The organism is Pseudomonas sp. GW821-FHT09H03 (genome assembly GCF_059415945.1).
In genome coordinates this window covers 1-25,269 of record NZ_JBWKOF010000001.1, presented here as the reverse complement: position 1 = coordinate 25,269, position 25,269 = coordinate 1, and the positions used below count along the sequence as shown (strand labels likewise).

At 58.4% G+C, this 25,269-nt stretch carries 21 protein-coding genes and 2 pseudogenes; 9 read left to right on the top strand and 14 right to left on the bottom strand.

The features are described 5' to 3' along the window. Window positions 1–2: 2 nt before the first annotated feature. From AC07OG_RS00115 to fdhA, 5 genes are all read left to right on the top strand, one after another. The gene (locus tag AC07OG_RS00115) at window positions 3–332 is read left to right on the top strand and encodes a sarcosine oxidase subunit delta (RefSeq protein ID WP_047534309.1); all 330 of its coding nucleotides are present in this window, start codon (window positions 3–5) and stop codon (window positions 330–332) included. After that, window positions 329–3,346: a sarcosine oxidase subunit alpha gene (locus tag AC07OG_RS00110; protein WP_495065943.1), complete on the top strand. Its 3,018-nt coding sequence runs from the start codon at window positions 329–331 to the stop codon at window positions 3,344–3,346. Before AC07OG_RS00115 ends, AC07OG_RS00110 begins: the two co-directional genes overlap by 4 nt. A gap of 156 nt (window positions 3,347–3,502) precedes the next feature. Beyond that, window positions 3,503–4,135 carry a sarcosine oxidase subunit gamma gene (locus AC07OG_RS00105; RefSeq protein ID WP_060542326.1) on the top strand — a complete coding sequence of 211 codons (633 nt, stop codon included), beginning with the start codon at window positions 3,503–3,505 and terminating at the stop codon, window positions 4,133–4,135. Between the two features lie 440 nt (window positions 4,136–4,575). After that, entirely contained in the window at window positions 4,576–5,433 is an 858-nt protein-coding gene (purU, locus tag AC07OG_RS00100) for a formyltetrahydrofolate deformylase (RefSeq protein ID WP_060542325.1), read from the top strand. 200 nt (window positions 5,434–5,633) lie between these two features. Further along, window positions 5,634–6,833, top strand: a complete 1,200-nt coding sequence (gene fdhA, locus AC07OG_RS00095) for a formaldehyde dehydrogenase, glutathione-independent (RefSeq protein ID WP_060542324.1) — start codon at window positions 5,634–5,636, stop codon at window positions 6,831–6,833. Window positions 6,834–6,876: 43 nt separating this feature from the next. On the opposite strand, the gene AC07OG_RS00090 is transcribed toward fdhA, so the two are convergent. Together AC07OG_RS00090 and AC07OG_RS00085 are read right to left on the bottom strand one after the other, a co-directional pair. Further along, window positions 6,877–7,884, bottom strand: coding sequence for an RHS repeat-associated core domain-containing protein (locus tag AC07OG_RS00090; protein WP_495065942.1), 1,008 nt, complete (start codon window positions 7,882–7,884; stop codon window positions 6,877–6,879). A gap of 249 nt (window positions 7,885–8,133) precedes the next feature. Then, the gene (locus tag AC07OG_RS00085; RefSeq protein WP_495065941.1) at window positions 8,134–8,625 is read right to left on the bottom strand and encodes a DUF3757 domain-containing protein; all 492 of its coding nucleotides are present in this window, start codon (window positions 8,623–8,625) and stop codon (window positions 8,134–8,136) included. Window positions 8,626–8,891: 266 nt separating this feature from the next. On the opposite strand from AC07OG_RS00085, the gene AC07OG_RS00080 reads away from it, so the two are divergent. Next, window positions 8,892–9,446 carry a DUF2780 domain-containing protein gene (locus AC07OG_RS00080; RefSeq protein WP_218423691.1) on the top strand — a complete coding sequence of 185 codons (555 nt, stop codon included), beginning with the start codon at window positions 8,892–8,894 and terminating at the stop codon, window positions 9,444–9,446. A gap of 1 nt (window position 9,447) precedes the next feature. Here AC07OG_RS00080 and yihG read toward each other — a convergent pair whose 3' ends face one another. Beyond that, window positions 9,448–10,335: a 1-acylglycerol-3-phosphate O-acyltransferase, YihG family gene (yihG, locus tag AC07OG_RS00075; RefSeq protein WP_495065940.1), complete on the bottom strand. Its 888-nt coding sequence runs from the start codon at window positions 10,333–10,335 to the stop codon at window positions 9,448–9,450. A gap of 289 nt (window positions 10,336–10,624) precedes the next feature. On the opposite strand from yihG, the gene rloA2 (AC07OG_RS00070) reads away from it, so the two are divergent. Beyond that, on the top strand, window positions 10,625–11,131 hold the full coding sequence (rloA2, locus tag AC07OG_RS00070; protein WP_060542320.1) for a retropepsin-like aspartic peptidase RloA2: 507 nt from the start codon (window positions 10,625–10,627) through the stop codon (window positions 11,129–11,131). A gap of 474 nt (window positions 11,132–11,605) precedes the next feature. Here rloA2 (AC07OG_RS00070) and AC07OG_RS00065 read toward each other — a convergent pair. Then, window positions 11,606–11,920 (bottom strand): annotated as a pseudogene (locus AC07OG_RS00065) (RHS repeat-associated core domain-containing protein); the annotation flags it as partial. Between the two features lie 182 nt (window positions 11,921–12,102). Between AC07OG_RS00065 and rloA2 (AC07OG_RS00060) the strand changes: the two are divergent. Continuing rightward, window positions 12,103–12,534, top strand: a pseudogene (gene rloA2 / locus AC07OG_RS00060) (retropepsin-like aspartic peptidase RloA2); the annotation flags it as partial. Window positions 12,535–12,596: 62 nt separating this feature from the next. On the opposite strand, the gene AC07OG_RS00055 reads toward rloA2 (AC07OG_RS00060), so the two are convergent. The 10 genes from AC07OG_RS00055 to AC07OG_RS00010 all read right to left on the bottom strand — a co-directional run bounded on the left by AC07OG_RS00055 (window position 12,597) and on the right by AC07OG_RS00010 (window position 24,427). Then, complete coding sequence (locus AC07OG_RS00055) at window positions 12,597–13,628, bottom strand: RHS repeat-associated core domain-containing protein (protein ID WP_495065939.1); 1,032 nt, start codon at window positions 13,626–13,628, stop codon at window positions 12,597–12,599. Between the two features lie 102 nt (window positions 13,629–13,730). Further along, the gene (locus tag AC07OG_RS00050) at window positions 13,731–14,360 is read right to left on the bottom strand and encodes a glutathione S-transferase family protein (protein ID WP_495066151.1); all 630 of its coding nucleotides are present in this window, start codon (window positions 14,358–14,360) and stop codon (window positions 13,731–13,733) included. 173 nt (window positions 14,361–14,533) lie between these two features. Next, window positions 14,534–15,826, bottom strand: a complete 1,293-nt coding sequence (locus AC07OG_RS00045) for an MFS transporter (protein WP_495065938.1) — start codon at window positions 15,824–15,826, stop codon at window positions 14,534–14,536. 260 nt (window positions 15,827–16,086) lie between these two features. Beyond that, entirely contained in the window at window positions 16,087–16,266 is a 180-nt protein-coding gene (locus AC07OG_RS00040; RefSeq protein ID WP_495065937.1) for a hypothetical protein, read from the bottom strand. Continuing rightward, window positions 16,263–17,393, bottom strand: coding sequence for a PepSY-associated TM helix domain-containing protein (locus AC07OG_RS00035; RefSeq protein WP_495065936.1), 1,131 nt, complete (start codon window positions 17,391–17,393; stop codon window positions 16,263–16,265). Before AC07OG_RS00035 ends, AC07OG_RS00040 begins: the two co-directional genes overlap by 4 nt. 72 nt (window positions 17,394–17,465) lie before the next feature. Further along, complete coding sequence (locus AC07OG_RS00030) at window positions 17,466–19,904, bottom strand: TonB-dependent siderophore receptor (protein ID WP_495065935.1); 2,439 nt, start codon at window positions 19,902–19,904, stop codon at window positions 17,466–17,468. 135 nt (window positions 19,905–20,039) lie between these two features. After that, complete coding sequence (locus AC07OG_RS00025; protein ID WP_495065934.1) at window positions 20,040–21,014, bottom strand: FecR domain-containing protein; 975 nt, start codon at window positions 21,012–21,014, stop codon at window positions 20,040–20,042. After that, window positions 21,011–21,529 (bottom strand): RNA polymerase sigma factor, encoded by a 519-nt coding sequence (locus tag AC07OG_RS00020; RefSeq protein ID WP_495065933.1) that lies wholly within the window; start codon window positions 21,527–21,529, stop codon window positions 21,011–21,013. Before AC07OG_RS00020 ends, AC07OG_RS00025 begins: the two co-directional genes overlap by 4 nt. Window positions 21,530–21,782: 253 nt before the next feature. After that, window positions 21,783–22,490, bottom strand: coding sequence for a 3'-5' exonuclease (locus AC07OG_RS00015; RefSeq protein WP_060542312.1), 708 nt, complete (start codon window positions 22,488–22,490; stop codon window positions 21,783–21,785). After that, a complete protein-coding gene (locus AC07OG_RS00010; protein ID WP_218423697.1) occupies window positions 22,487–24,427 on the bottom strand; it encodes a putative nucleotidyltransferase substrate binding domain-containing protein in 1,941 nt (646 codons plus the stop codon). The genes AC07OG_RS00015 and AC07OG_RS00010 overlap by 4 nt, the downstream gene beginning before the upstream one ends. A 253-nt stretch (window positions 24,428–24,680) precedes the next feature. Here AC07OG_RS00010 and AC07OG_RS00005 point away from each other — a divergent pair, with 253 nt between their 5' ends. Next, window positions 24,681–25,127, top strand: coding sequence for a response regulator (locus AC07OG_RS00005; RefSeq protein WP_060542310.1), 447 nt, complete (start codon window positions 24,681–24,683; stop codon window positions 25,125–25,127). Window positions 25,128–25,269 lie beyond the last annotated feature (142 nt).

Sequence of the window (25,269 nt, the reverse complement as noted above, 5' to 3'; positions counted from 1 at the left end):
CTATGTTGCATATCTTCTGTCCTCACTGCGGCGAACTGCGCTCCGAAGAGGAATTCCACGCATCCGGCCAGGCGCACATCCCGCGTCCACTGGACCCGAACAGCTGCACCGACGAGGAGTGGGGCGACTACATGTTCTTCCGCGATAACCCGCGCGGTCTGCATCACGAGTTGTGGATTCACGCCGCCGGTTGCCGTCAGTACTTCAACGCCACCCGCGACACCGTGACCTACGAGATTCTCGAAACCTACAAGATCGGCACCAAGCCACAATTCACTGACAAGACCGATAGCCCGAAAGCGGCCAGCACGGCTCTGGGAGAGAAGGTATGAGCCAGACCAATCGCCTGTCCAACGGCGGACGGATCGACCGCAATAAAGTCCTGACTTTTACCTTCAACGGCCAGAGCTACAAAGGCTTCGAGGGCGACTCGCTGGCCGCGGCCCTGCTGGCCAACGGCGTCGACATCATCGGTCGCAGCTTCAAGTATTCCCGTCCACGCGGCATCTTCGCCGCCGGTGCTGAAGAGCCGAACGCGGTGCTGCAGATCGGCGCCACCGAAGCCACGCAGATCCCGAACGTACGCGCCACGCAACAAGCGCTGTATCAAGGATTGGTCGCCACCAGCACCAACGGCTGGCCAAGCGTGAACAATGACATGATGGGCATTCTCGGCAAGGTCGGCGGCAAGCTGATGCCGCCGGGTTTCTACTATAAAACCTTCATGTACCCACAATCGTTCTGGATGACCTACGAGAAGTACATTCGTAAGGCTGCCGGTCTTGGCCGCTCGCCGACCGAGAACGACCCGGACACTTACGACTACATGAACCAGCACTGCGACGTGCTGATCGTCGGCGCCGGCCCTGCAGGCCTGGCTGCGGCACTGGCGGCTGCCCGCAGCGGTGCCCGTGTGATCCTCGCCGATGAGCAGGAAGAGTTCGGCGGCAGCCTGCTCGACTCCCGCGAAAGCCTCGACGGCAAGCCGGCGATCGAATGGGTTGCCGGTGTTATCGCCGAGCTCAAGGACACTCCGGACGTGTTGCTGCTGCCACGCGCCACGGTCAACGGTTACCACGACCACAACTTCCTGACCATTCACGAGCGCCTGACCGATCACCTCGGCGACCGCGCTCCGATTGGCCAGGTGCGTCAGCGCATCCACCGTGTTCGCGCCAAACGTGTCGTACTCGCGACCGGCGCCCATGAGCGTCCATTGGTCTACGGCAACAACGACGTGCCGGGCAACATGCTGGCCGGTGCTGTCTCGACTTACGTGCGCCGTTACGGCGTGGCACCGGGCAAAAAGCTGGTCTTGACCACCAACAACGATCACGCCTACCGCGTCGCGCTGGATTGGCTCGATGCCAGCCTGCAAGTGGTAGCGATCGCCGATGCCCGCAGCAACCCGCGCGGTGCGCTGGTGGAAGAAGCACGCGCCAAAGGCATCCGCATCCTGACCGGCAGCGCCGTGATCGAGGCCCGTGGCAGCAAGCACGTCACCGCTGCCCGCGTTGCCGCCATTGATGTGAAGGGACACAAAGTCACCAGTCCTGGCGAATGGCTCGACTGCGACCTGATCGCCAGTTCCGGCGGTTACAGCCCGGTGGTTCACCTGGCTTCGCACTTGGGCGGCAAGCCGACCTGGCGTGAAGACATCCTCGGTTTCGTTCCGGGCGAAGCACCGCAGAAACGTGTGTGCGTCGGTGGCATCAACGGCGTCTACGGCCTGGGCGATTCACTGGCCGATGGTTTTGAAGGCGGTGTGCGCGCGGCCAGCGAAGCTGGTTTCGGCGTGGTCGAAGCGACTTTGCCGAAAGCCTTGTCGCGTCTGGAAGAGCCAACTCTGGCGCTGTTCCAGGTGCCCCATGAAAAGAACACCGCTCGTGCGCCGAAGCAATTCGTCGACCTGCAGAACGACGTCACCGCCGCCGCCATCGAACTGGCGACCCGCGAAGGATTCGAGTCGGTCGAGCACGTCAAGCGCTACACCGCACTGGGCTTCGGCACCGACCAAGGCAAGCTCGGCAACGTCAACGGTCTGGCCATTGCCGCCCGTTCGCTGAACGTGACCATCCCGCAGATGGGCACCACCATGTTCCGCCCGAACTACACGCCGGTGACCTTCGGCGCCGTGGCCGGTCGTCACTGTGGGCACATTTTTGAGCCGGTGCGTTTCACCGCACTGCATCACTGGCACCTGAAAAACGGCGCCGAGTTCGAAGACGTCGGTCAGTGGAAGCGTCCGTGGTACTTCCCGAAATCCGGTGAAGACATGCACGCGACGGTCAAGCGCGAATGCAAGGCCGTGCGCGACAGCGTCGGCCTGCTGGATGCTTCGACCCTGGGCAAGATCGACATTCAGGGCCCGGATGCGCGCGAGTTCCTCAACCGCATCTACACCAACGCCTGGACCAAACTCGACGTGGGCAAGGCGCGTTACGGCCTGATGTGCAAAGAAGACGGCATGGTGTTCGACGACGGCGTGACGGCCTGCCTGGCCGACAACCACTTCGTGATGACCACCACCACCGGCGGCGCTGCGCGTGTGCTGCAATGGCTGGAAATCTACCAGCAGACCGAGTGGCCGGATCTGAAGGTGTACTTCACCTCCGTGACCGATCATTGGGCAACCATGACCCTGTCCGGGCCGAACAGCCGCAAGCTGCTCAGCGAAGTCACCGATATCGATTTGAGCAACGAAGCCTTCCCGTTCATGACCTGGAAAGAAGGCTTGGTCGGTGGCGTGCCGGCGCGGGTGTTCCGGATTTCGTTTACCGGCGAGCTGTCGTACGAAGTCAACGTGCAAGCGGACTATGCGATGGGCGTTCTCGAGAAAATCGTCGATGCCGGCAAGAAGTACAACCTGACCCCTTATGGCACCGAAACCATGCACGTGCTGCGCGCCGAGAAGGGCTTCATCATCGTCGGCCAGGACACCGACGGCTCGATGACCCCGGACGACCTGAACATGGGCTGGTGTGTAGGTCGCACCAAACCGTTCTCGTGGATCGGCCAGCGTGGCATGAACCGTGAAGACTGCGTGCGTGATCAGCGTAAGCAACTGGTTGGCCTCAAGCCGATCGATCCGGACAAATGGCTGCCGGAAGGTGCGCAACTGGTGTTCAACACCAAGCAGGCGATCCCGATGACCATGGTCGGCCACGTGACTTCCAGCTACGCGCACAACTCCCTCGGCTATTCGTTTGCCATGGGCGTGGTCAAGGGCGGGCTGAGCCGCATGGGTGAGCGGGTGTTCGCACCGTTGGCCGATGGCAGCGTGATCGAGGCGGAGATCGTTTCTTCGGTGTTCTTCGATCCGAAAGGTGAACGCCAGAACGTGTGATGACCTCGGGCCCTGTGGTGTGCTGGCTGCCGCTTTCGCGAGCAAGCCCGCTCCCACAGGGGGAACGCGGTCGAATGTGGGAGCGGGCTTGCTCGCGAAAGCGGCGGAACAGCCACCACAAGGACCGGAACCAACAGAATTCAGGAAAGGTGCTTTATGACGGCAGCCAATGTTTACCAACAACGTCCAACCACCGAGGCCAAGGCCGAGTCGTCGCTGCATCACGCCGACCTCGCCAGCCTGGTGGGCAAGGGACGTAAAAACGCCGGTGTGACGGTGCGCGAGAAAAAACTCCTGGGTCACCTGACCCTCCGTGGCGATGGTCACGATGCCGCGTTCGCCGCCGGTGTGCACAAGGCACTTGGCATCGAGTTGCCGGGTGCCCTGACTGTCATCGTCAAGGGCGAAACCAGTCTGCAGTGGATGGGCCCGGATGAGTGGCTGCTGATCGTGCCGTCCGGAGAAGAGTTCGTCGCCGAGCAAAAGCTGCGTGAGGCGCTGGGTGACCTGCACATCCAGATCGTCAACGTCAGCGGCGGCCAGCAGATCCTCGAACTGCGCGGCCCGAACGTGCGCCAAGTGCTGATGAAATCCACCAGCTATGACGTGCACCCCAACAACTTTCCGGTGGGCAAGGCTGTGGGTACGGTGTTCGCCAAGTCGCAACTGGTCATCCGCCACACCGCCGAAGACACCTGGGAGCTGCTGATCCGTCGCAGCTTCTCGGATTACTGGTGGTTGTGGTTGCAGGATGCTTCGGCTGAGTACGGGCTTAGCGTTCAGGCCTGAAAAAGCCACCCCCTCACCCCAGCCCTCTCCCCCAAGGGGGAGAGGGGGAAAGGGAGCCGATTGGTGTCGTGGTCAAAACCTGAGTTCGACTCGGTATTTCAGGTCGATGTAACTCGAAAGAACACCTCGGTCAGTCCCCTCTCCCCCAAGGGGGAGAGGGGGAAAGGGAGCCGATCGGTGTCGTGGTCAAAACCTGAGTTCGACTCGGTATTCCAGGTCGATGTAACTCGAAAGAACACCTCGGTCAGTCCCCTCTCCCTCACGGGGGGAGGGGAACGGGAGCCAATTTATGGTGTTGTTGCGATCTACATTCACCTTCGAAATTTCAGGTCGATGTGCTCGAAAGACACCTCGGTCAGTCCCCTCTCCCTCCGGGAGAGGGCTAGGGTGAGGGCAGCAATGTCCCTGACACCCAACACAAGAACAGGAGTCACCGCACTATGAGCCGCGCCCCAGACACATGGATCCTGACCGCCGACTGCCCCAGCGTCCTCGGCACCGTGGACGCGGTAACCCGCTTTCTGTTCGAGCAGGACTGCTACGTCACCGAACACCATTCCTTCGATGACCGGCTCTCGGCCCGTTTCTTCATTCGAGTGGAATTTCGCCAACCAGACGGTTTCGATGAACAGTCGTTCCGCGCGGGTTTGGCTGAACGTGGCGAAGCCTTTGGCATGATCTTCGAGCTGACGCCGCCACACCATCGCCCCAAAGTCGTAATCATGGTCTCCAAGGCCGACCACTGCCTCAACGACTTGCTCTACCGCCAGCGCATCGGCCAATTGTCGATGGACGTGGCCGCCGTGGTCTCCAATCACCCGGACCTCAAGCCGTTGGCCGACTGGCACCAGATTCCTTACTACCACTTCCCGCTGGACCCGAACGACAAGCCGTCCCAGGAACGTCAGGTCTTGCAGGTGATCGAGGAGTCCGGCGCAGAACTGGTGATCCTTGCCCGCTACATGCAGGTCCTGTCCCCGGAGTTGTGCCGCAAACTCGACGGCAAGGCGATCAACATCCACCACTCCCTGCTGCCCGGCTTCAAGGGCGCCAAGCCTTATCACCAGGCCTACAACAAGGGCGTGAAACTGGTCGGCGCCACCGCGCATTACATCAATAACGACCTGGATGAGGGGCCAATCATTGCCCAGGGCGTGGAGGTGGTGGATCACAGTCACTACCCGGAGGACTTGATCGCCAAGGGCCGGGACATTGAAGGACTGACATTGGCCAGAGCGGTGGGTTATCACATTGAGCGCAGGGTGTTTTTGAACGCCAATCGCACGGTCGTTCTTTAGATCGCCATCGCTGGCAGGCCAGCTCCCACAGGGTTTGGGTTGTTCACAAATCCAGTGTCTACCCCGAACAACTGTGGGAGCTAGCCTGCTAGCGATGAGGGCATTACAAGCGACACAAGATTCAGCATCTGTACCCGAGCACTTAACGCGCTGCCTGCCTGGGCAACGCGCTTCCATAAAAACAACAGCGAGGTGAAAGCATGTCTGGCAATCGTGGTGTGGTGTATCTCGGCGCTGGTAAGGTCGAAGTACAGAAAATCGACTATCCGAAAATGCAGGACCCACGCGGCAGGAAGATTGAACACGCTGTCATCCTGCGCGTAGTTTCCACCAACATCTGTGGTTCCGACCAGCACATGGTGCGCGGTCGTACCACTGCGCAAACCGGCTTGGTACTGGGCCACGAAATTACCGGCGAAGTAATTGAAAAGGGCAGCGACGTCGAGAACCTGCAAATCGGCGATCTGGTGTCCGTACCCTTCAACGTGGCTTGCGGACGCTGCCGCTCCTGCAAGGAAATGCACACGGGTGTCTGCCTGAGCGTTAACCCGGCGCGTCCCGGTGGCGCATACGGTTATGTCGACATGGGTGACTGGACCGGCGGCCAGGCCGAATACGCCCTGGTTCCATACGCAGACTTCAACTTGCTGAAACTGCCGGATCGCGACCGGGCCATGGAGAAAATCCGCGACCTGACCTGCCTCTCCGACATCCTGCCGACCGGTTATCACGGCGCCGTGACGGCCGGCGTTGGCCCTGGCAGCACCGTATACATTGCGGGCGCCGGTCCGGTTGGTCTGGCAGCAGCCGCTTCGGCGCGCTTGCTGGGTGCGGCGGTGGTGATCATCGGTGACGTTAACACCGTGCGTCTGGCCCACGCCAAGGCCCAGGGTTTTGAAATTGCCGACCTGTCACTCGACACGCCACTGCACGAACAGATTGCGGCACTGCTGGGCGAGCCGGAAGTGGATTGCGCCATTGATGCCGTAGGCTTCGAAGCGCGCGGCCATGGTCATGACGGAGTGAAACATGAAGCTCCGGCTACCGTGCTCAACTCACTGATGGGTGTGGTGCGGGTGGCCGGCAAGATCGGTATCCCGGGCCTCTACGTCACCGAGGATCCGGGTGCTGTGGACGCCGCCGCGAAAATGGGCAGCCTGAGCATTCGCTTCGGTTTGGGCTGGGCCAAGTCCCACAGCTTCCACACTGGCCAGACGCCGGTCATGAAATACAACCGCCAGTTGATGCAGGCGATCATGTGGGACCGTATCAATATTGCCGAAGTGGTAGGGGTTCAGGTGATCAGCCTGGATCAGGCGCCGCAAGGGTATGGCGAGTTTGATGCGGGTGTGCCGAAGAAGTTTGTGATTGATCCACATAAGATGTTTAGTGCGGCGTAAGGGGCTTTAAAAAATAAGAAGGGCGACTTGATGTCGCTCTTCTTCATGTGCGTCGAATTGATTTTCCTATTCTAACGACTTTTTCGGCATTCAGATGCCGAATGCTTTCTCCTTGAGTTTCATAAATAGTTGCCATGGAAGGTAGGTCATAAGTATTGTGGTGGCGAAATACTGGTTGCGGGAGTGACCATTGCGTATGGAGTCGTGCATTGGGTGGTAGTGGTGGTAAAGTCCCTGTTCGTGGTGTGATTATCCGATTTGCGGAGTTGGTCAGTGGCTGGTTGTAGACTGAGTCTATATAATGATCGGAAGTTATAGTCGTAGTGGCGCGCTGTGACGAAGAGGAGCGCTGTGACGAAATGGAACTGCGAGGTGATTGATAGAGGGGATTTTTTTTTACAGGGTTTTTATCCGCCCAAGGACCAAGTGACGTGCCGCTAAAGGTTCTCGTAAGTTCAGCGCCGCGTGCAGATGGTTTCATGAAATTTAATGACCTCATGATAGACTTTATCCAAGACCATGTGTGTCCCGTTCTATCACTCCGGTTAACTGGTTCTCCCCCACAATACGTATACATATTTAATCCGCCCTCCCCAAACGGACTCCAGCTGTCCGGGCTGTTAAAGCGCATCAATACCGGGTTAAACGCCCGATAGCCATTTCCCAATAGATACTGCCCGGTCAGCGGGTCCGCCCGTTCGCCGTTAAAGCCGAGCAGGCTGAGCAAACCTTTCTCCGGTGGGCGATGGCCATAAGGTGTGTAGGAAAGGAGATGAGGTCCGGTCACCGCGAGTAGGTTTAAGACTGAACGCTGCTGATCGGTGATGAGTAGGTTCGTTTCAGATATTTGATTCTGGCGTTGCTGTTGCGCCAATAGCTGATCGCCATGCTGCACGATCGACCACTGCACCGCGCCTTGGATCTCGGTGGCCAACCGATCCTTGAGGTAGAAGCGCTGGCTGCTCGCTTGTGCCGACAATGTGCAATTGACCAACCTGTCCAGCGGGTCGTAATTGTATTGGCAGAGCAGTATTTCGCTGTTTCCAGGCATCGGTTGGTCTCCCGCAGGCGCTATCGATTCAGGGGTTCACTGTGGCGCATTGGACCGCAGTCGCCTACTAGCAGAACTGATAGTCAGGAAAGCCTTGATGCGGTACTACAAGCAGGAATATGCGGGTGCGGGGCATAAAATATTTAGTGCTACGTATGAAAATGGCGATCTGAGATCGCCATTTTTTGCAACCTGCAACGGGTCGTGGAGATCCTTGCAGTCACGCTCTTTGAGAATTATGCGCACAGGTTATTTTTGAGAGGGCGCAGCCGACAGTGAAGAGTACTCAAAAGAACATTTTTCCTGTTGGCCGGATTTGCAAGTCTCCACATGTTGGGCGTTCTTGTTGGCAAGGGACGGTTGTTCCTTTACTTCACGCTTCCAAAAAGTATTTTTAGCGGATTCCCAGTCATTAAAGGAGTACAGCGTCAAGCGTGTGAACGCGAGAAACTCGTCTCCCTCATAATCGCAGGACACCACAAACTTGTTGCCTTCCGAGCTGACGTCGCGGTACAGAGCTCCGGTAAACTCAAAGGTCTCGAGGTGATGCTCTTCGGCATAAGGATTAGAGCCAACCCATACACGTTTATCAGGTCCGGGGGCGAAGTATTCATAGCCTCCCTCCTGTTCATCCTTGACTTGCACTATGTCTCGCACCGCCGGACAGGCAGTGCTTGCCGCGTAAGCATTGCCAACGGCCATTAATGTCATGAGTAAACTGGCAGTAATTGTAGATCGCATGATTGACACTCCATTGTTTGAGAGTGTTCATCTTTACGAACTATGGTCTTGAACACTACTGTCACTTCTGATAGTTAGTTGTGGCCTATTGAGTCATGGTTTTTCAGGGTTTGATCTCGCACTTGCGCTTGATCCCGGTGCGACAAGTTCTGCGGACGCCTGGAAAATGTAGACTTTGTCGAGGAACACATCAACGAAAGCCCGGTCAAACCTGCAGCTTTGTGTCCGTTAACCGGGCGCTTTTCATGGCACAAGAGGATGTCTGAATGAAGATTTCACGCGGTTTTGCACTGGCTTCGCTGCTGGCCCTGGCGACCAGCCCGGCCTTTGCGCAGTTCAGCCTCAACGATGCGGCCAATGCAATTTCGGGCATGAACGGCGGCAATGCTGCCACGGCTGCCGCACCGACTTCGGAAACGGCGGACCTGCTGGGTGCGCTCACTCAATTGAACGTGACGCCACAGCAAGCCGTCGGTGGTGCCGGGGCGATGCTGGGGCTGGCGAAGAACCAGCTGAGTTCGACTGATTATTCGGAGCTGGCCAAAAGCGTGCCGGGGATCGACAAGCTGTCGGGCGGCGGTGAGCTGGGCGCGCTTGCCGGGTTGCTGGGGTCGTCAGGCAAGGCCGCGGGGCTGGATAACGCCTTGGGCAATGTCAAGGACACCAACGACCTGAACAGTGCATTCAGCGCCCTGGGCATGGACACCGGCATGATCGGCCAGTTTGCCCCGGTAATCCTGCAATACCTCGGTCAGCAAGGTGTTGGCGGCTCGCTGCTGCAAAGCCTCAGCGGGATCTGGGGGGCAGGTACCAGTAGCTGATTCAGCTGAGCTCGGTGCGCAGTGCGTCGATGCGTCGATCCTTTTCGATCCAGAGCTGGTTGACCCAGTTCTGGATTTTTTCACGAAACAGCGGATCGTTTTCGTAATCGCCCTGCCACAACGCCGGGTCCAGTTCGCGGGTCTGAATGTCGATAATGACCCTCGGCACGTTGCCGCTGATCAAGTCCCAGAAACCCGGAATCCTCTGCTGCGGGTACACCACCGTTACATCGAGAATGGCGTCCAGCTGTTCGCCCATTGCTGCCAGCACAAAGGCCACACCGCCGGCCTTGGGCTTGAGCAGGTGGGTGAAGGGTGACTGCTGGCTGGCGTTTTTCGCTGCAGTGAAGCGCGTGCCTTCCAGATAATTGACCACGGTGACCGGCTGGCGCTTGAACAGCTCACACGCCGCCTTGGTGATCTCCAGATCCTTGCCCGCCAGCTCCGGGTTTTTCGCCAGGAACGCCTTGGTGTAGCGCTTCATGAATGGGTAATCCAGCGCCCACCACGCCAGGCCCAGGAACGGTACCCAGATCAGTTCTTTCTTGAGGAAGAATTTGAAGAACGGAGTGCGCCGGTTCAGCGTCTGGATGAGTGCCGGGATATCGACCCAGGATTGATGGTTGCTGATCACCAGGTAGGAAGTATCGCGACGCAGATCGTCACCGCCGCGAATGTCCCATTGCGTGGGGATGCACAGACGGAAAATCAGTTTGTCGATTTCGGACCAGGTCTCGGCGATCCACATCACCACCCATGAGGCGTAGTCGCGAAACCGCCCCGGCAGGACCAGCTTGAGCAGGGCAAACACCATCAATGGCCCGATCAGGACCAGGGTGTTGAGTAAAAGCAGCAGGGCAACGAAACAGCCGGTGAGCAGGCGGCGCATAAGGAACTCTTGCAAACATTTGGGCGCGCCATGATAAGCAGCTTCGCGCGACAGGCCAAATCGAGTGGTGACGAATGTTTCACTATTACATGGGTATGCTGGGCTGAAATTGATAAGAGTATATGGCTGTGGCGATTGCTCCAGCCTCTTCGCGGGCAAGCCACGCTCCCACAGGGTTTGCGCAGAATCTGTGGGATCCTGGCTTGCCCGCGAAGCGATTTCAGAAACGAACGAATTGCCAACTGACGGTCTAAAATTGCGCTGCCCATTTTTCAAGGACAATCATTACGTGAAATCCCTCCTTGCACTGCTGTCCCTCATAGCCCTGCCAGTCATGGCCGCCGAACCCACCCTGTACGGCCGTTACGAATACATCGCGCTGCCGGAAATCGGCGGCGAAGTACTCAAGGCGAAAATGGACACCGGCGCCCTGACCGCGTCGCTGTCGGCCAAGGATATCGAGACCTTTACTCGTGACGGCGAGGACTGGGTACGTTTCCGCCTCGCCACCAAGGACGCGAGCAACAAGGTCTATGAACACAAGGTTGCGCGGATCAGCAAGATCAAGACTCGCTCTGAAGAAGATGAGGATGACAATGAAGTGATCGCACCGACCAAGCGGCCGGTGGTGGATCTGGAGTTGTGTCTGGGCAATGTAAAACGCACGGTCGAGGTCAACCTCACCGACCGCAGTAGCTTCAATTACCCGCTGCTGATCGGTGCCAAGGCGTTGCGCGAGTTTGGCGCGGCGGTGAACCCGGCTCGACGCTTTACGGCGGATAAGCCGGATTGTTAATCCAAAAAAAGCTGTAGCTGATCGAAACCGCAGTCAGCGCTTGGAGTATCAGGTGTTTCGAATAAGGGGGTTTTGAGTGCCTGGTGAGGGCGGCTTCGATGCGGCGATTTTTTGTTCGAAAAAGTCGTTGTAGCTACCAAGTGTGTTGGTATTTCGTTTGCGTGGTGCTCGAGGCGTTGCCGAAGTACTGGCTACCGGGCCGGTGGGGATTTCAACTTCTATCGCACGGCGGAGCGAGTCGCGAAATTCGAGGTCGATATGATCTGACAGTGCCGGGGGTTTTTTAGCCACTCTTGTGGCGTTCTTGGGTAAAATTTCAGTGGGAATGGGCGGATTTTCGATAACCTTTACTGATCCCTTGGCCGTTGAAGGTTCATTTTCCTCCTTGATTACCGGCAGTGATTTTTTATGTCCAACTCCACCTTTAGAAACCTTATTTGTTTTCAGCGGTAGCTTTGGTTGAGGTTTGAACATATGCCCGCTTCGGTCATTCCGATTGACCGGCTCACCTGCGCAATAGGCATAAGCATTCAACCCACCTTTGCCAAACGGACTCCAACTATCCGGACTGTTAAACCGCATCAATACCGGATTGAACTGACGATACCCATTCCCCAAAGGATAGTGCCCGGTCATTGGGTCGGGCAATTCGCCGTTAAAGCCAAGCAGGCTGAGCAAACCGTTTTCACCTGGGCGATGGCCGTAGGGGGTATAGGCGAGGTGATGGTGTTGCGTTGCGTCGAGTGCGTTCATCACCGAGCGCTGTTGATCGGTAGCCAGCAGGATTGTTCTGCGTGAAGACGTAGACATGGGTTGAACTCCGATGCTGAATGGCCATGAAAGCGGTCTTTCAGCATCGGAGCTTTTTCGGGCTTTGCCAACTATCAGAACTGCTAGGGTGATGGCGCTTTCTGGGTCAAACCTTCGGCATCGTCGCCAGCATCGAAGGCCGCTGGCTCACCTCGAAATGTTACGAATACATCGCGCTGCCGGAAATTGGCGGCGAAGTGCTCAAGGCGAAAATGGACACCGGCGCCCTGACCGCGTCGCTGTCGGCCAAGGATATCGAGACCTTTACTCGTGACGGCGAGGACTGGGTACGTTTCCGCCTCGCCACCAAAGGCGCGAGCAACAAGGTCTATGAACACAAGGTCGCGCGGATCAGCAAGATCAAGACTCGCTCTGAAGAAGATGAGGATGACAATGAAGTGATCGCACCGACCAAGCGGCCGGTGGTGGATCTGGAGTTGTGTCTGGGCAATGTAAAACGCACGGTCGAGGTCAACCTCACCGACCGCAGTAGCTTCAATTACCCGCTGCTGATTGGCGCCAAGGCATTGCGCGAGTTTGGCGCGGCGGTGAACCCTGCTCGGCGCTTTACGGCGGATAAGCCGGATTGTTGATTGACTACATCGGATTGTCTTGAACTGAGTCATCCAAGAGAACTTGACCTTGCCAAAGGGGGCTATGTTAGCTCCCTTACACGTGAATTTCTAATCGCTGGTGTTGTGTTTTTTTCAATTTTTAATAGGTGCTCTACATGGCTTTTTTGTTCGCTGTAGTACATCGCTTGCGAGTGTAGTTCTATTACGGCGAAGTCTTTAGGTGTAGAAGGGTTTGCAATCGTCGGGAATTGAATTCTGTGTTCTTTGAAGTTCTTTATTGCGTTGAGTTTTTCATTGCTTTCTGGCATTCGCTCAAGCAGTATTTGCGTTCTTTCTTTTAATTTGTCGGTATTGTCTTTGATTATGCTGGTGTATTTATTGATTTTTTCAATGCTTTTTTTGTTTAGGTCCAATCTGGAGGATTTCTCGCCAAGTTGATAGCCAAGCGTTTGCCCTTTATAGCGTATTCCCTGTTCCATGTTTGCAATTTTGGCGGCGGTATTTAACGTCTTTTGTTTGATTGCAGGAACTCTAGTTAACGAGTTTGAAGGTCTGACGAAGGGTAAAAGAGCCCAAAAGGAATGTCCTGTCGGATCTGTTCTGTTAATAGGGTCTCCGGAGCAATAAGCATACGCATTTATTCCCCCCTCCCCAAAAGGACTCCAACTATCCGGACTGTTAAACCGCATCAACAACGGGTTGAACTGTCGATACCCATTGCCCAGATTATAGTGCCCCGTCACTGGGTCCGGCGGTTCGCCGTTGAAGCCTAGCAGACTGAGCAAGCCGTTTCCTCGCGGGCTATGACCGTAAGGCGAGTAGGCAAGGGCGATGAGTCGAGTCGCGTCGAGCGCGTTCAACACCGAGCGTTGTTGATCGGTCGCCAGCAAGGTGGTGTCGACCGTGGTGCCCATGTGCCGCTGTTGCGCGAGCACCTGGTCTTCATGCTGGAAGACGCTGTGCTTCGCCGCAGCCCGGATGTCCGTGGTCAGACGCTCTTTGCAATAAAAGCGCTGGCTGTCGGGCTGTCCGACGGAAGTCCGATCCGTCATACGATCTAAAGGGTCGTAGAAGTAATGGCACAGCAGGGTTGGTCGAGGTGAGGTTGGCATTGACTGAACTCCTGGCAAGGGCCATAAAGACAGACTTGAGCATGGGAGTTTTTCCAGCTGTTGCCTACTATCAGAACTACTAGGTTTCCGGTGTCTTTCGCGTCAAACCTTCGGCATCGTCGCCAGCATCGAAGGCCGCTGGCTCACCTCGAAATACCACGCCGCCAACTGCGGATTGGAGTCGCGCCATGCCAGGTCCGGATGGCGCAAGTCCAGGTAACCCAAGGCACACGCCACGCTGATTGCCGCCACGTCGAAATGGCTGGTCAACTCGGCTATCGCATCTTTTTCCAGCAACGCCAGGGCACGGCGGATCTTGTCGCGCTGGGCGTCGAGCCATTCGTCCCAGTGCTTTTCCGGGGCGCGGAGAACGAGTTCGTAGCGCACCATCACCGAAGCATCCATGATGCCGTCGGCCAGGGAGGCGAGGGTCAGGCGCCGCCAGCGGGCCGAGCCTTCACGCGGGATCAGCGGGTTGCCGACGTGCTGCTGGTCGAGGTAATCGAGGATCACCCGGCTGTCGTGAATGATGGTGCCATCGGCCAGGCGCAGGGCCGGGATCTTGCTCAGGGGGTTGTCGTCGATCAGGGCTGAATCCGGGCTGACCGGCGTCAGCACACAGTCTTGCAGCGCCACGCGGTCCTGCTGACCGGTTTCGTGCAGCAGCACCATGACTTTACGGACGAAGGGCGAAAGGGAGTTGTGGTACAGGGTCATGCTCGGGGCGGACATGGCGGTGACTCGGTCGATGGCGGTGTCACGCAGCATAGCGCGTTGATGCGAACCCTGTAGGAGCGAGCCCGTCGCACTGTCGCGATGGACGTTAACGATAACGCGGGCATTCTGAATGCCCGCGGCGTTCTCGGGTTTTTCGCGAGCAGGCTCGCTCCTGCAGATTCTGCGTTTTAGCAGGCCGGTTGCAACTCGCCTTGATGGCCTGAAACGGTCTGAGGCTTGAGTTCACGCGCTACGGTCCAGACAATGAATGCGGCGACGATGTCGAAAATCGCCAGCACCACGAACAGTGGGCTGTAGCCGATCTTGGTGACCATCACGCCAAACACCAAAGTGAAAGCTGCAGCGCCAAGGTAGCCAAACATGCCGCCCATGCCAGTGGCGGTGGCCACTTCGTTCTTGCCGAACGAGTCGGAAGTAATCGCATACAACGCGCCGGACAATGTCTGGTGCGCGAAGCCGCCGACGCACAGCAATGCAATGGCGGTGTACGGACTGGCGACAAGACCGATGCAAGCCGGGCCGATCATGCACGATGCACCGAACAGCAGGACCATTTTACGCGAGGTGAACAGCGACACTTTGCAATGCTTGTGAAAGAACGGGCTCAGGTAGCCACCCAGCACGCAACCGAGGTCGGCGGCCAGGAACGGCAGCCAGGCGAACATCGCGATCTCCTTGATATTCATGTGCCGTTCGGTCATCAAGTACAGCGGGATCCATGCGTTGAAGGTTTGCCAGGCAGGCTCGGAAAGAATCCGCGCGCTGGCGATGGCGTAGAAGTTGCGGCTGCCGATGATTTTTTTCCAGCTGCCTTTCTTCCTGACGGGCTCTTTGAAGCGATCTTCCTGACCGCTGAGGATGTAGTCGCGCTCGCCGTCACTCAGAAGCTTTTGGTCCCGAGGATGCTTGTAGAGGATCACCCAGAGCAAGCTCCATAGCACGCCCAGGCCGCCCACCATCAGGAATGCCAGTTCCCATCCGCTGTGCAGGATCGCCCAGACTACCAGCGGCGGCGCCAGCAGTGCGCCAATCGACGAACCAATATTGAACCAGCCGATCGCCACCGAACGCTCCTTGGCGGGAAACCATTCGGTGGTGGCTTTCACGGCCGCCGGCAAACCTGCGGCCTCCGTCAGCCCCAGCAGGCCCCGGACAAACGCCAGACCCTGCCAGCCGCTGGCCAGCGCAGCCAGCGCACAGGCAATCGACCAGGCGAAGGCAAAAATGGCGAAGCCCATTTTGGTGCCGATGGCATCGATGATGTAGCCGGCTACCGGTTGCATCAGTGCATAGCAGACCTGCCAGGCTACGACGATGTGCGAGTACTGCTCGGTGGAGATGTTCATTTCGCTCATCAGGGTCGGGGCGGCCACTGAGAGGGTATTGCGAGCCAGGTAGTTGACTATGAGGCCGGCCGTCACCAGACCGACCATCCACCAGCGGATGCCTTTGACTTTCATCACTTCACCGTCGTTTTATTTTTGGAGTTATGGTGCGTTGTAGGTTGTCGTACAACGTGCGCCTTTATAGAAGCGCGGGGATTAAATTGTCAACAAATATGTCAGAGGGTGGCGATGCTGAAGTGACGGACGGGGGCGGTGTTGTCGTATGACCAAGTGTTTCACTGGACCTGTGGGAGCCTGCTCGCGATGGGAGCCATGCAATCAGGTTGAGTGACCGCGGCGCTGGCATCGCGAGCAGGCTCGTTCCTACAGGTGAATCAGCGGCGCTGCAGCAGACCCCGCAGGGAAAACACAGCGGGGATGCCGAGGCCAAGCCAGCTCAGGGCATCCCACACGCCATCGCCCAATAACGCGGCAAACAGCCCCGCTGCGCTGAATAAAGCGATGATGATGGGGGTCTCGAAGACTTTCCAGAAGTTCGCTTTCCTGGGTTTCATGCCGGGCTCTCCGCTGTTTCCACGGCAGGCTTCAGGGCTTTACGCCGCACTACCCACAGGTAAACGCCGCTGCCGAGCACGATGATTGTCAGCACATCGAGGGTTGCCCAGAGGATTTTCATCGGCATGCCGCCGTAGTCACCGAAGTGCAGCGGTTGCGACATGCCCATGACGTCCATGTACCACGGCCGTTCGACTACGGCAGTGACTTGCAGGGTGCTGGCGTCGATCAGGACCGGGGTCATCAGGTGCGAGGTCAGGTGCGTGTCGCCGTTCATGAACACCGCGTAATGGTGCTCGCTGGAAAAGCGTGTGCCGGGAAAGGCGATGAAGTCCGGCTGCATGTCCGGAGCAGCCTCGTTGGCGATGTCGAACAAGCGGGTCGCGGGCGCCAGTTGCGTCAACGGCGGCGCATCGCGGTACGGCGCAATCATCTCGGTCAGGGCTTCATTGCGCCACGCGGCGATCAGCAAGTCGGCGCAGGCACTGACGACGCCTGTCACGCCAACCACCAGTGCCCATGTCAATGTCACCACGCCAATCAGGTTATGCAGGTCGAGCCAGCGCAGGCGAGTGGATTTGTCCCGGCGCACGGTGGCGAACTTCAGACGGCGCATGAACGGCAGGTACAGCACGGTGCCAGACACGATCGCCAGTACAAACAGTATCCCCATGAACGCCAGCAACAACTTGCCCGGCAAACCGGCAAACATGTCCACGTGCAGGCGCAGCATGACCATCATGAAGCCGCCATTGGCCGACGGCATCTCCAGCGCTTCGCCGGTACGGGCGTCGAGCATGAAGGTGTGGGACAAGTTCGGTTCGGTGCCTGCAGTGGGCGCCATGATCGCTATCACGCCGTTGGGTTCATCGTCCTCGAAACCGAAATACTGCATGACTTCGCCGGGGCGATGCTGCTCGGCCGCCTGCACCAGTTGTTGCAGATTCAGACGCGGGGTGTCCGCCGGCATCTCCTTCAACTCGGGGGCATCGCCCAGCAAGTGGTCGATCTCGTGGTGAAAGATCAATGGCAGGCCGGTCAGTGCCAACATCAGCAGGAACACCGTACAGATCAGGCTTGTCCAGGTGTGAATGGCGGACCAGCGGCGAATTGTTTTACTTTTCATTTCATAGCCTTCAGAAAAACCAAAGCCGTCCTCGAAGGACGGCCTGGTCGTTGGGCGTGTCAGCTCAAACCATTACCACTTGTACGTGGCACTGGCGACGACACTGCGCTGGTCGCCGTAGTAGCAATAGAAGCCGTCGCACGTCGAGATGTAATCTTTGTTCAGCAGGTTGGTCGCATTCACTGCCAGGGATGCGCCTTTGAGGCTGTTGTCCAGGCGACCGAGGTCGTAGTGAACCGCAGCATCGAACACGGTGTAGGCGTCGGCCTTACCCAGCCAGGTATTGCCCTGGTCACCATAAGTGTTGCCAGTGTAACGGGCACCGGCACCAATGCCGAAGCCATTCAGCACGCCGTCGTGCCAAGTGTAATCGCCCCACAGCGACGCTTGCTGGTTAGGCATCAGTTGCAGGCGATTGCCCTTGTAAATGCCATCTTGTACTTCTGACTTGGCCAGGGTGTAGGCAGCGGTGATCGAAAGGTTCTCGGTCACGTCGGACACGGCTTCCAGTTCCAGGCCTTTGACCCGCACTTCGCCGGTCTGGCTGGTGACCGTCACGTTACCCACGTTGCTGGTTACGGAGACGTTCTTCTGGGTCAGGTCATAAACGGCGGCGGTCAGCAGGGTGTTGCTACCCGGCGGTTGGTACTTGATGCCCAGTTCCCATTGCTTGCCTTCGGTGGGCTTGAACGATTCGGTTGGCGAAGCTGTAGCGTTGCTGGTCGGCTGGAACGACTCGGCGTAAGACAGGTAGGGTACGAAGCCCGAGTCGAACACATAGCTGATGGCCGCGTTGCCGCTGAATTTCTTGTCTCGCTCGGTGTTGGTCGCATCACCTTTATTGAGGAACCTGGTGCCGGTATGGACCCAGTCTTCACGACCGCCCAGGGTCAGGCGCCATTGGTCGAGGGCCATCTGGTCCTGGACATACAGACCGGTCTGATAGGTTTTCTGGTTGTAGTCGTAGAACGCGGTGGAGCGTGCCGGGCGCTCGATCGGCAAGCCATGGATCGGGTCGTTGACGTTGATCGGCGGTGCGGAACCGAAGATCGAGAGGTAGTTGGTGTTAGTACGCTGATGGTCCAGGCCAAGCAGCAGGGTGTGATGGACATCGCCGGTGGCGAAGTCGGCCTGGAAATTGTTGTCCACGGCGAACTGGCTGATGTCTTCGTCGACATTGGTGGTGCCGCGACCGGTATTGCCCTGATCGTCGACAAAAAAACCGGGTGTGGGGGGGAAGTAGCTGTTGACAGTAACCGCCTGGAACGACAGATCCGACTTGGTATAGCGCAGGTTCTGGCGGAACTGCCAGACATCGTTCAGGCGATGCTCGAAGGCATAGCCCAGAGCGTAGTAGGTGCGGTCGTAATAGTCGTAGTCCGGATCGCCCAGGTTCTTGTGGTGGGAGATATCGCCGAACGGCATGTCGATCTTGGTGCCCTGGATCGGGTAGAACTGGCTGGTGATCCCGGTATCGTCACGGGTGAACTGGGTCAGCAGGGTAAACTTTGTGTCTTCGCTGATGTTCCAGGTCAGGCTCGGCGCAATGTTGTAGCGCTTGTCGTCGATATGGTCGATGGGGGTTCCGCCATCGCGCAGCACGCCACTGAGGCTGTACAGGAACTGGCCTTCATCGTCGATTTTGCCGGTGCTGGCGAAGTTGATCTGGCGATGATTGTCACTGCCGTATTGCAGCTGGATTTCGTTGCTGGACTCTTCGCTTGGGCGGCGGCTGACCATGTCCAGCAGACCGCCCGGCGGGGTCTGGCCGTATACGGACGAAGCCGGGCCACGCAGCAGGGCCAGACGGTCGAGGTTCCAGGTTTCCTGTTTCGGGTTGGCGTACACGCCTTTTGGCAGTGGCAGGCCATCGAGGAACTGGGTCGGTTCAAAGCCGCGTACACGCAACCAGTCGGCGCGGGTGTCGCTGCCGTAGCTGCTGGCGGTGATGCCGGGCAAATAGCGTACGGCGTCATCAAGGGTGTGCGCGTTCCTGTCGTCCAGCTGCTGGCGGGTGACGACCGAAATGGAGCGCGGTGCTTCGACCAGCGCGGTGTCGGTCTTGGTGCCGGCGGCGGTGCGCTTGGCGACGTAACCTTGCACCGGCCCCCATGCGCTTTCGCTGTCTTCCACACCAATCACGCTGGTCGCCGGCAGGTCCAGCACGCCCTCGGGTACCGCCGCCAGGCTATATGTGCCGGCACTGCTTTGTTCCAGTTGCAGACCGGTGCCGCGCAAGGCTTCGCGCAGGGCGCCGGGAGCATCGAACTGGCCCTGGACCGGTGCCGAAGTCTTGCCTGCGGCCAGCGACGGGTTCAGCGACAGGGCCAGGCCTGCCTGGCTGGCGATCTGGTTCAGGGTGCTGGCCAATGGCGCAGCCGGCAGGCTGTAGGCGCGAACGCTAGACGCCTGCTCGGCGGCGACCAGATGGCTGCTGGCCAGAGGGGTGCAAAGGGCAATGGCAACCGCCAGCAAACTGGGGCGCAACAAGGTGTCTAGCGAGCGGGACATATAGCGGCTCCTGAAAGGGAATACTTCTCAATTGCCTAGGTGCCGAACGAGAATCAAAAAGTGATAGGGCTGGATGAAAATAATTTCGATTTATCAATTGGGTCCGTGAAAGCGTCGGCTCGGGCTCTGCGTCTTTCAGGGTTTGGCATCCACCCTGGCCGCCACCGTCACCCACCATTGCGTGTGCTGCTCGATCTGCACCGGCAAGGTCGGCAGCAGGGTATTGAGCGCCAGGTCGGTGTCGTGCAGCGGGAAGCTACCGGTAATCCGCAGGTCAGCCACTTGCGGTGCGACACCCAAATGTCCGGGTCGATAACGACCGATCTCACGGACCAGATCTTCCAGTCGCGCGTTGTCCACCACCAACATGCCGCGAGTCCAGGCATCGGCGCCCATGTTCACCGCCAGAATTGGTCCCAGGCCGTTGTTGCGGATCAGTACTTGCTGGCCTTCACGCAGGATCTGTTCCTGCGGGCTGGCTTCGGCATGAGCGGCCACCGCCGACTGCAGAACGCTTAAGCGCGTGCCTTGCTCTTCGCGCTTGACCAGGAAGCGCGTCCCCAGCGCGCGCATGCTGCCCTCGCGGGTTTCGACGATGAACGGCCGGGGATCGCCATGACCGGTTTCGACGAGGATTTCGCCTTCCTGAAGGACGATCAGCCGCTGCCTGGCATCGAAGCGCACGTCCAGGGCACTGTGGGTGTTGAGGTTGATCAGCGTACCGTCGCTCAGGCGAAGGGTGCGCTGTTCTCCGGTCGCGGTGCGCTGGTCGGCCAGCCAATAGTCGAGCGGCAAGTAACGTTCACCGGCGAACAGCGCCAGGCCGATCACCGCAACGACACTGGCCACACCACTGCCAAGCTTGCGCACGCGCCGACGAATGCCTTCACGCGATTGCAGCAGGGCGGCGCGGGCCGGGCCGCTGGCGACGCTGAAACGCTGGTCGAGCATGCCCAACTGGCGCCAGGCGCGAGCGTGTTCTTCGTGGGCGGCGTGCCATTTTGCGAACTCTGCGCGCTGCACCGGGTTGGCGCCGTCCATGGACAGTTGCCAGGCGATCGCGGCATCCAGTACTTGCGCCGAAACCGGCTTGGAACGGGTCGGGCTCATGTCGGCTCACCGTACAGCGCGATGTAGCACTGGCGCATACCTTGCGCCAGGTACTGCCGCACACGAGGCACCGACACACCCAGGCGTTCAGCGATTTCGGCGTGGCCCAGACCGTCAAGGCGGTTGTAAAGGAACGCCGCCCGGGCTTTGCTCGAAAGCGTGCCGAGCAGGTGGTCGATGTTTTTCAGGTCTTCGAGGATCATTTGCTGTTCTTCCACCGACGGCTGCTCGGCTTCGGGAATCAGCATCAATTCGGTGATGTAGGCCTGCTCCAGTGCGGCACGACGGAAATAGTCGAACAGCAGCCCCTTGGCAATCGCTACCAGGAACGCTCGCGGCTCGCGCGGCGCCTTCAGTTCCTCACGGCCCAGCAGGCGCACGAAAGTGTCCTGGCTGAGGTCTTCGGCCCGTTGCGGGCAGGCAACGCTGCGTCGAAGCCAAGCCAAAAGCCAGCCACGATGGTCGCGATACAGCGCACCGACGAGCTCACTTTGGGGGCTTGGGACTGACGACACGCAGTATCACCGATTGGGAAATTTTAACTAACGAGAATTGTTCGCGATTGTCGCAGAGGCGAAGATTGTACGCAATTGGCGCTGGTCGGGCAGGCGTTTACGCCTCGCAATTGACGCAAATCCTGTAGGAGCGAGCATGCTCGCGAAAAACCTGAGGGCGCCGTGGGCGTCCAGGATGCCCGCGTTATCGTTGACGTGTATCGCGACGGTGTGGCGATCCGCCAGGCTCGCTCCTGCAGGACATCGGCAGCGATCAAAAAGAATGCGTATGTTGGCGGCGCTTCCACTGATTGAGCCGCTGTTGCAGATTCAACGGACTATGAATCTGTTGCTGGCGCGCCCGGCTGAACAGAATCAACGCCAGTTCGGCGGTGGCCAGGGCATCGGCGCTGGCGTTGTGGCGCTCGAAGACTTGCAGTTTGAACCAGTCGATCCATTCATCCAGACCGGCCTCGCGAATGTTGGCCTGAGGGCACAACAGCGGGGCGATGTCCGCTACGTCCAGGAACGGATGCTGCAACTTGTAGCCCAGGTGGTCCTTGAGTGCGCGGCCGAGCATGTGCTGGTCGAAGGGAGCATGAAAGGCCAGTACCGGGCTGTCCCCGACGAACTCCATGAACTCCAGCAATGCCTCGGCAGGGGCGCTTCCAGCAGCTATCGCGCTGGGGCCAAGACCATGAATCAGCACACTGGGGCCCAGCTTGCGTTCGGAGCATTGCAGGGTGCGTTCGAACTGTTGGCTGAAGTCGATCGCACCGTCCTCGATCACCACCGCGCCGATTGACAGTACTCGGTCCCTGTTCAGGTTCAGTCCGGTAGTTTCCAGATCGAGAACCACCCAGCGCTGTTCACGCAGGCTGCACTCACTTAACCCGCTCGCCGCTGGCAAGCGCTGTAGACGTTGTTGCAGATCACCGGACAGGATCGGGCCGCCAGGGCGTAACCATGAGAACAGGCTCATAGCTGATACCGCAGCGTCAGACTGCTTTGCAGGCGTTGAGCCTGGCGCAGGGACTCACGCAGGATTCGTCGATCCAGGTGGTTGAGGCTGTCAGGATCGACCCGGTTGGAGTAGGGCAGATTCTCCCGGGTCTGTAGCTGGTGTTGCTGCATGCGGGTTTGCTGAATGAAATGATAGGCCTCTTCGTAGGCAGCGCCATCGAGCGGCTCAATGACCTCTTTGGCCACCAATTGACGAAAACGCTCCAGCGTATTGTTGGCCTCGATACCGTGGGCCAACGCCAGTAGCCGCGCCCCGTCGACGAAGGGTGTCAGGCCTTGGGTTTTCAGGTCCAGCGTGGCTTTTTCGCCATTTTTGCGCGCCAGCACGAATTCGCGGAATCGCCCTACGGGCGGGCGATTGCGCAGCGCATTCTCGGCCATCATGCGCTGGAACAAGCGGTTGTCGCCGACCTGATCAAGAATTGCACGACGCAACTGTTCGCAACCTTGCTCGCTGCCCCAGACCACGCGCAAATCGAAATAGATACTCGAACCCAGCAGGTTCTCCGGTGTGGCCTCCCGGATAAACGCCGCAAAGCGCCGTGCCCATTCAGCCCTGGACAAACATAGCTCGGGGTTGCCCGCCATGATGTTGCCCTTGCACAGGGTAAAGCCGCACAGCGCCAGGCTTTGGTTGATCTGATGGGCGATTGGCAACAGCTTGCCGCGCACCTCGGCGGCATGCGCCGCGTCACGGGCTTCGAACAGAATGCCGTTGTCCTGGTCGGTGTGCAGCGTCTGTTCGCGCCGTCCCTCGCTGCCGAAACACAGCCAGCTGAATGGAATGCCGGGGTCGCCTTTCTCGGCCAGGGTCAATTCGATCACCCGGCACACGGTGTGGTCGTTGAGCAGGGTGATGATGTGTGTGATCTGGGTCGAAGACGCACCGTGGGCGAGCATGCGTTCCACCAGTTGGCCGATCTCGCCGCGCAGCAGCACCAGGTTTTCCACCCGTGGCGCATTGCGAATGGTGCGCGCCAGGTGCACCAGGTCGACCCGTTGCAGGGAAAACAGGTCGCGCTCCGAAACCACGCCACACAGGCGTTGATCCTTGACCAGGCAGACGTGGGCGATATGCCGCTCGGTCATGGCAATCGCGGCATCGAAGGCGCTGTGGTCCGGCGACAGGAAGAACGGCGACGGGGTCATGTGCCGTTCGATGGCTTCGCTGAAATCAGCGGTGCCGTTGGCGACCACGTGACGCAAGTCGCGCAGGGTGAAAATCCCCAGCGGTGCTTTATGTTCATCGACCACCACGATGCTCCCCACCTGCTGCTCATGCATCAGCGTCACGGCTTCTCGCACAGGGGTGGCCGGGCTGCAACTCACCGGATGACGCATGGCCAATTCACCCAGACGGGTATTGAGCGAGTACTGGGTGCCGAGGGTTTCCACGGCTTTCTGCTGGACTTGCTGATTGACCTGATCGAGCAGGCTGCTCACGCCGCGTAGGGCAAAGTCGCGAAAAGTGCTGGAAAGGGCGAACAGTTTGATGAACGCGAGCTTATTAAGCTGTAGGCAAAAGGTGTCTTCGGCGGCGAGATGTTCGGTGCGGGTAGCCCGTTCACCCAGTAACGCGGCGAGGGGAAAACACTCGCCGGTGGTGATTTCGAAAGTGGTTTCCGTACCCCCCCTGGCCGTGTGCGGACGTTCGCCGACGACTCGACCCTGTTTAACGATGTAAAAGTGTTCAACCGGGCCGTCGGCGGGCTTGATGATGCTCTCGCCAGGGGCATAAAAACGCAGCTGACACTGTTCCACCAGATAGGCCAGGTGCCCATGTTCCATCTGATTGAAGGGCGGGAAGCGCTGAAGGAATTGCAAAGTGCCCTGGATGTTTTGCAACACCGCGGTTTTCCCTGCCTGTGTGAAGGCGTCCGCTTTACTCATAACCATTACCGCAGTCTTTTTTCGATTTATTGTTGTCGGATGACTCCGTCATGGTCGACCTCCAGGGCCGGAATGCCCATTGGACGTAAGTCTATCTAGGCACCAGGTGCGATGAAGTCGGAAAAACCTTACGTCATTGAAAGAAAAACCGCTCTGATTGCCTATTGGAAAATTACCCGACCAAGTGCACATTGGAGCTACTGCATAGCGATGTCTCACCACTGCGCCAGGCAACTGAATTGAACAGCTAGAGAACGCCATGTCCGACCACGATATTTTGAGCGACGCCGAGCGCGAGGCACTGAGTGCCGTCATGCACGAACCCGACCTGCCGCCGCAACGGGTGCTGATCGTCGACGACGATAAAGATGCCCGGGAAATGCTCCTGGAAATGCTGGCCATGGAGGGTATTCGTTGCCTGACGGCGTCCAGTGGCGAAGCCGCGCTCAAAATGCTGGAAGAAAAACCATCGATCGGACTGGTGATCACTGATCTGCGGATGGGCAATGTCGACGGGCTGGATCTGATCCGCCAGGTACGCGAGTCGGTGCGCGCGGCGTTGCCAATCATCATTGTCTCGGGCGACGCCGACGTGGAAGACGCCATCGCCGCGATGCATTTGAGCGTGGTGGACTTTCTGCTCAAGCCGATTGATGGCGATAAATTGCTGGAACTGGTCAAGCATGAGCTGGGGGTGGATTTGTAAGCCGCTAAAAGTTCGCAGTAAACAAAAAAGCCCTGATCGCAAGATCAGGGCTTTTTCGTTTCCGGTGTCCCGTCCTGAATAAGGTTTACACCTTCTGACCTATTTTCAGGAGGGAGCAATGGATTCGGGGAAAAGGCGCAGT

Bases quoted from the DNA above. Each gene is read 5' to 3' on its own strand.
- AC07OG_RS00035 (WP_495065936.1), bottom strand. From the start codon at position 17,393: ATGAAAAGTAAAACAATTCGCCGCTGGTCCGCCATTCACACCTGGACA.
- AC07OG_RS00025 (WP_495065934.1), bottom strand. From the start codon at position 21,014: ATGAGCCCGACCCGTTCCAAGCCGGTTTCGGCGCAAGTACTGGATGCC.
- AC07OG_RS00045 (WP_495065938.1), bottom strand. From the start codon at position 15,826: ATGAAAGTCAAAGGCATCCGCTGGTGGATGGTCGGTCTGGTGACGGCC.
- AC07OG_RS00080 (WP_218423691.1), top strand. From the start codon at position 8,892: ATGAAGATTTCACGCGGTTTTGCACTGGCTTCGCTGCTGGCCCTGGCG.
- AC07OG_RS00105 (WP_060542326.1), top strand. From the start codon at position 3,503: ATGACGGCAGCCAATGTTTACCAACAACGTCCAACCACCGAGGCCAAG.
- AC07OG_RS00050 (WP_495066151.1), bottom strand. From the start codon at position 14,360: ATGTCCGCCCCGAGCATGACCCTGTACCACAACTCCCTTTCGCCCTTC.
- fdhA (WP_060542324.1), top strand. From the start codon at position 5,634: ATGTCTGGCAATCGTGGTGTGGTGTATCTCGGCGCTGGTAAGGTCGAA.
- AC07OG_RS00055 (WP_495065939.1), bottom strand. From the start codon at position 13,628: ATGCCAACCTCACCTCGACCAACCCTGCTGTGCCATTACTTCTACGAC.
- AC07OG_RS00110 (WP_495065943.1), top strand. From the start codon at position 329: ATGAGCCAGACCAATCGCCTGTCCAACGGCGGACGGATCGACCGCAAT.
- AC07OG_RS00005 (WP_060542310.1), top strand. From the start codon at position 24,681: ATGTCCGACCACGATATTTTGAGCGACGCCGAGCGCGAGGCACTGAGT.
- AC07OG_RS00090 (WP_495065942.1), bottom strand. From the start codon at position 7,884: ATGCCTGGAAACAGCGAAATACTGCTCTGCCAATACAATTACGACCCG.
- AC07OG_RS00085 (WP_495065941.1), bottom strand. From the start codon at position 8,625: ATGCGATCTACAATTACTGCCAGTTTACTCATGACATTAATGGCCGTT.
- AC07OG_RS00010 (WP_218423697.1), bottom strand. From the start codon at position 24,427: ATGGTTATGAGTAAAGCGGACGCCTTCACACAGGCAGGGAAAACCGCG.
- yihG (WP_495065940.1), bottom strand. From the start codon at position 10,335: ATGCGCCGCCTGCTCACCGGCTGTTTCGTTGCCCTGCTGCTTTTACTC.
- AC07OG_RS00040 (WP_495065937.1), bottom strand. From the start codon at position 16,266: ATGAAACCCAGGAAAGCGAACTTCTGGAAAGTCTTCGAGACCCCCATC.
- purU (WP_060542325.1), top strand. From the start codon at position 4,576: ATGAGCCGCGCCCCAGACACATGGATCCTGACCGCCGACTGCCCCAGC.
- AC07OG_RS00115 (WP_047534309.1), top strand. From the start codon at position 3: ATGTTGCATATCTTCTGTCCTCACTGCGGCGAACTGCGCTCCGAAGAG.
- AC07OG_RS00030 (WP_495065935.1), bottom strand. From the start codon at position 19,904: ATGTCCCGCTCGCTAGACACCTTGTTGCGCCCCAGTTTGCTGGCGGTT.
- AC07OG_RS00015 (WP_060542312.1), bottom strand. From the start codon at position 22,490: ATGAGCCTGTTCTCATGGTTACGCCCTGGCGGCCCGATCCTGTCCGGT.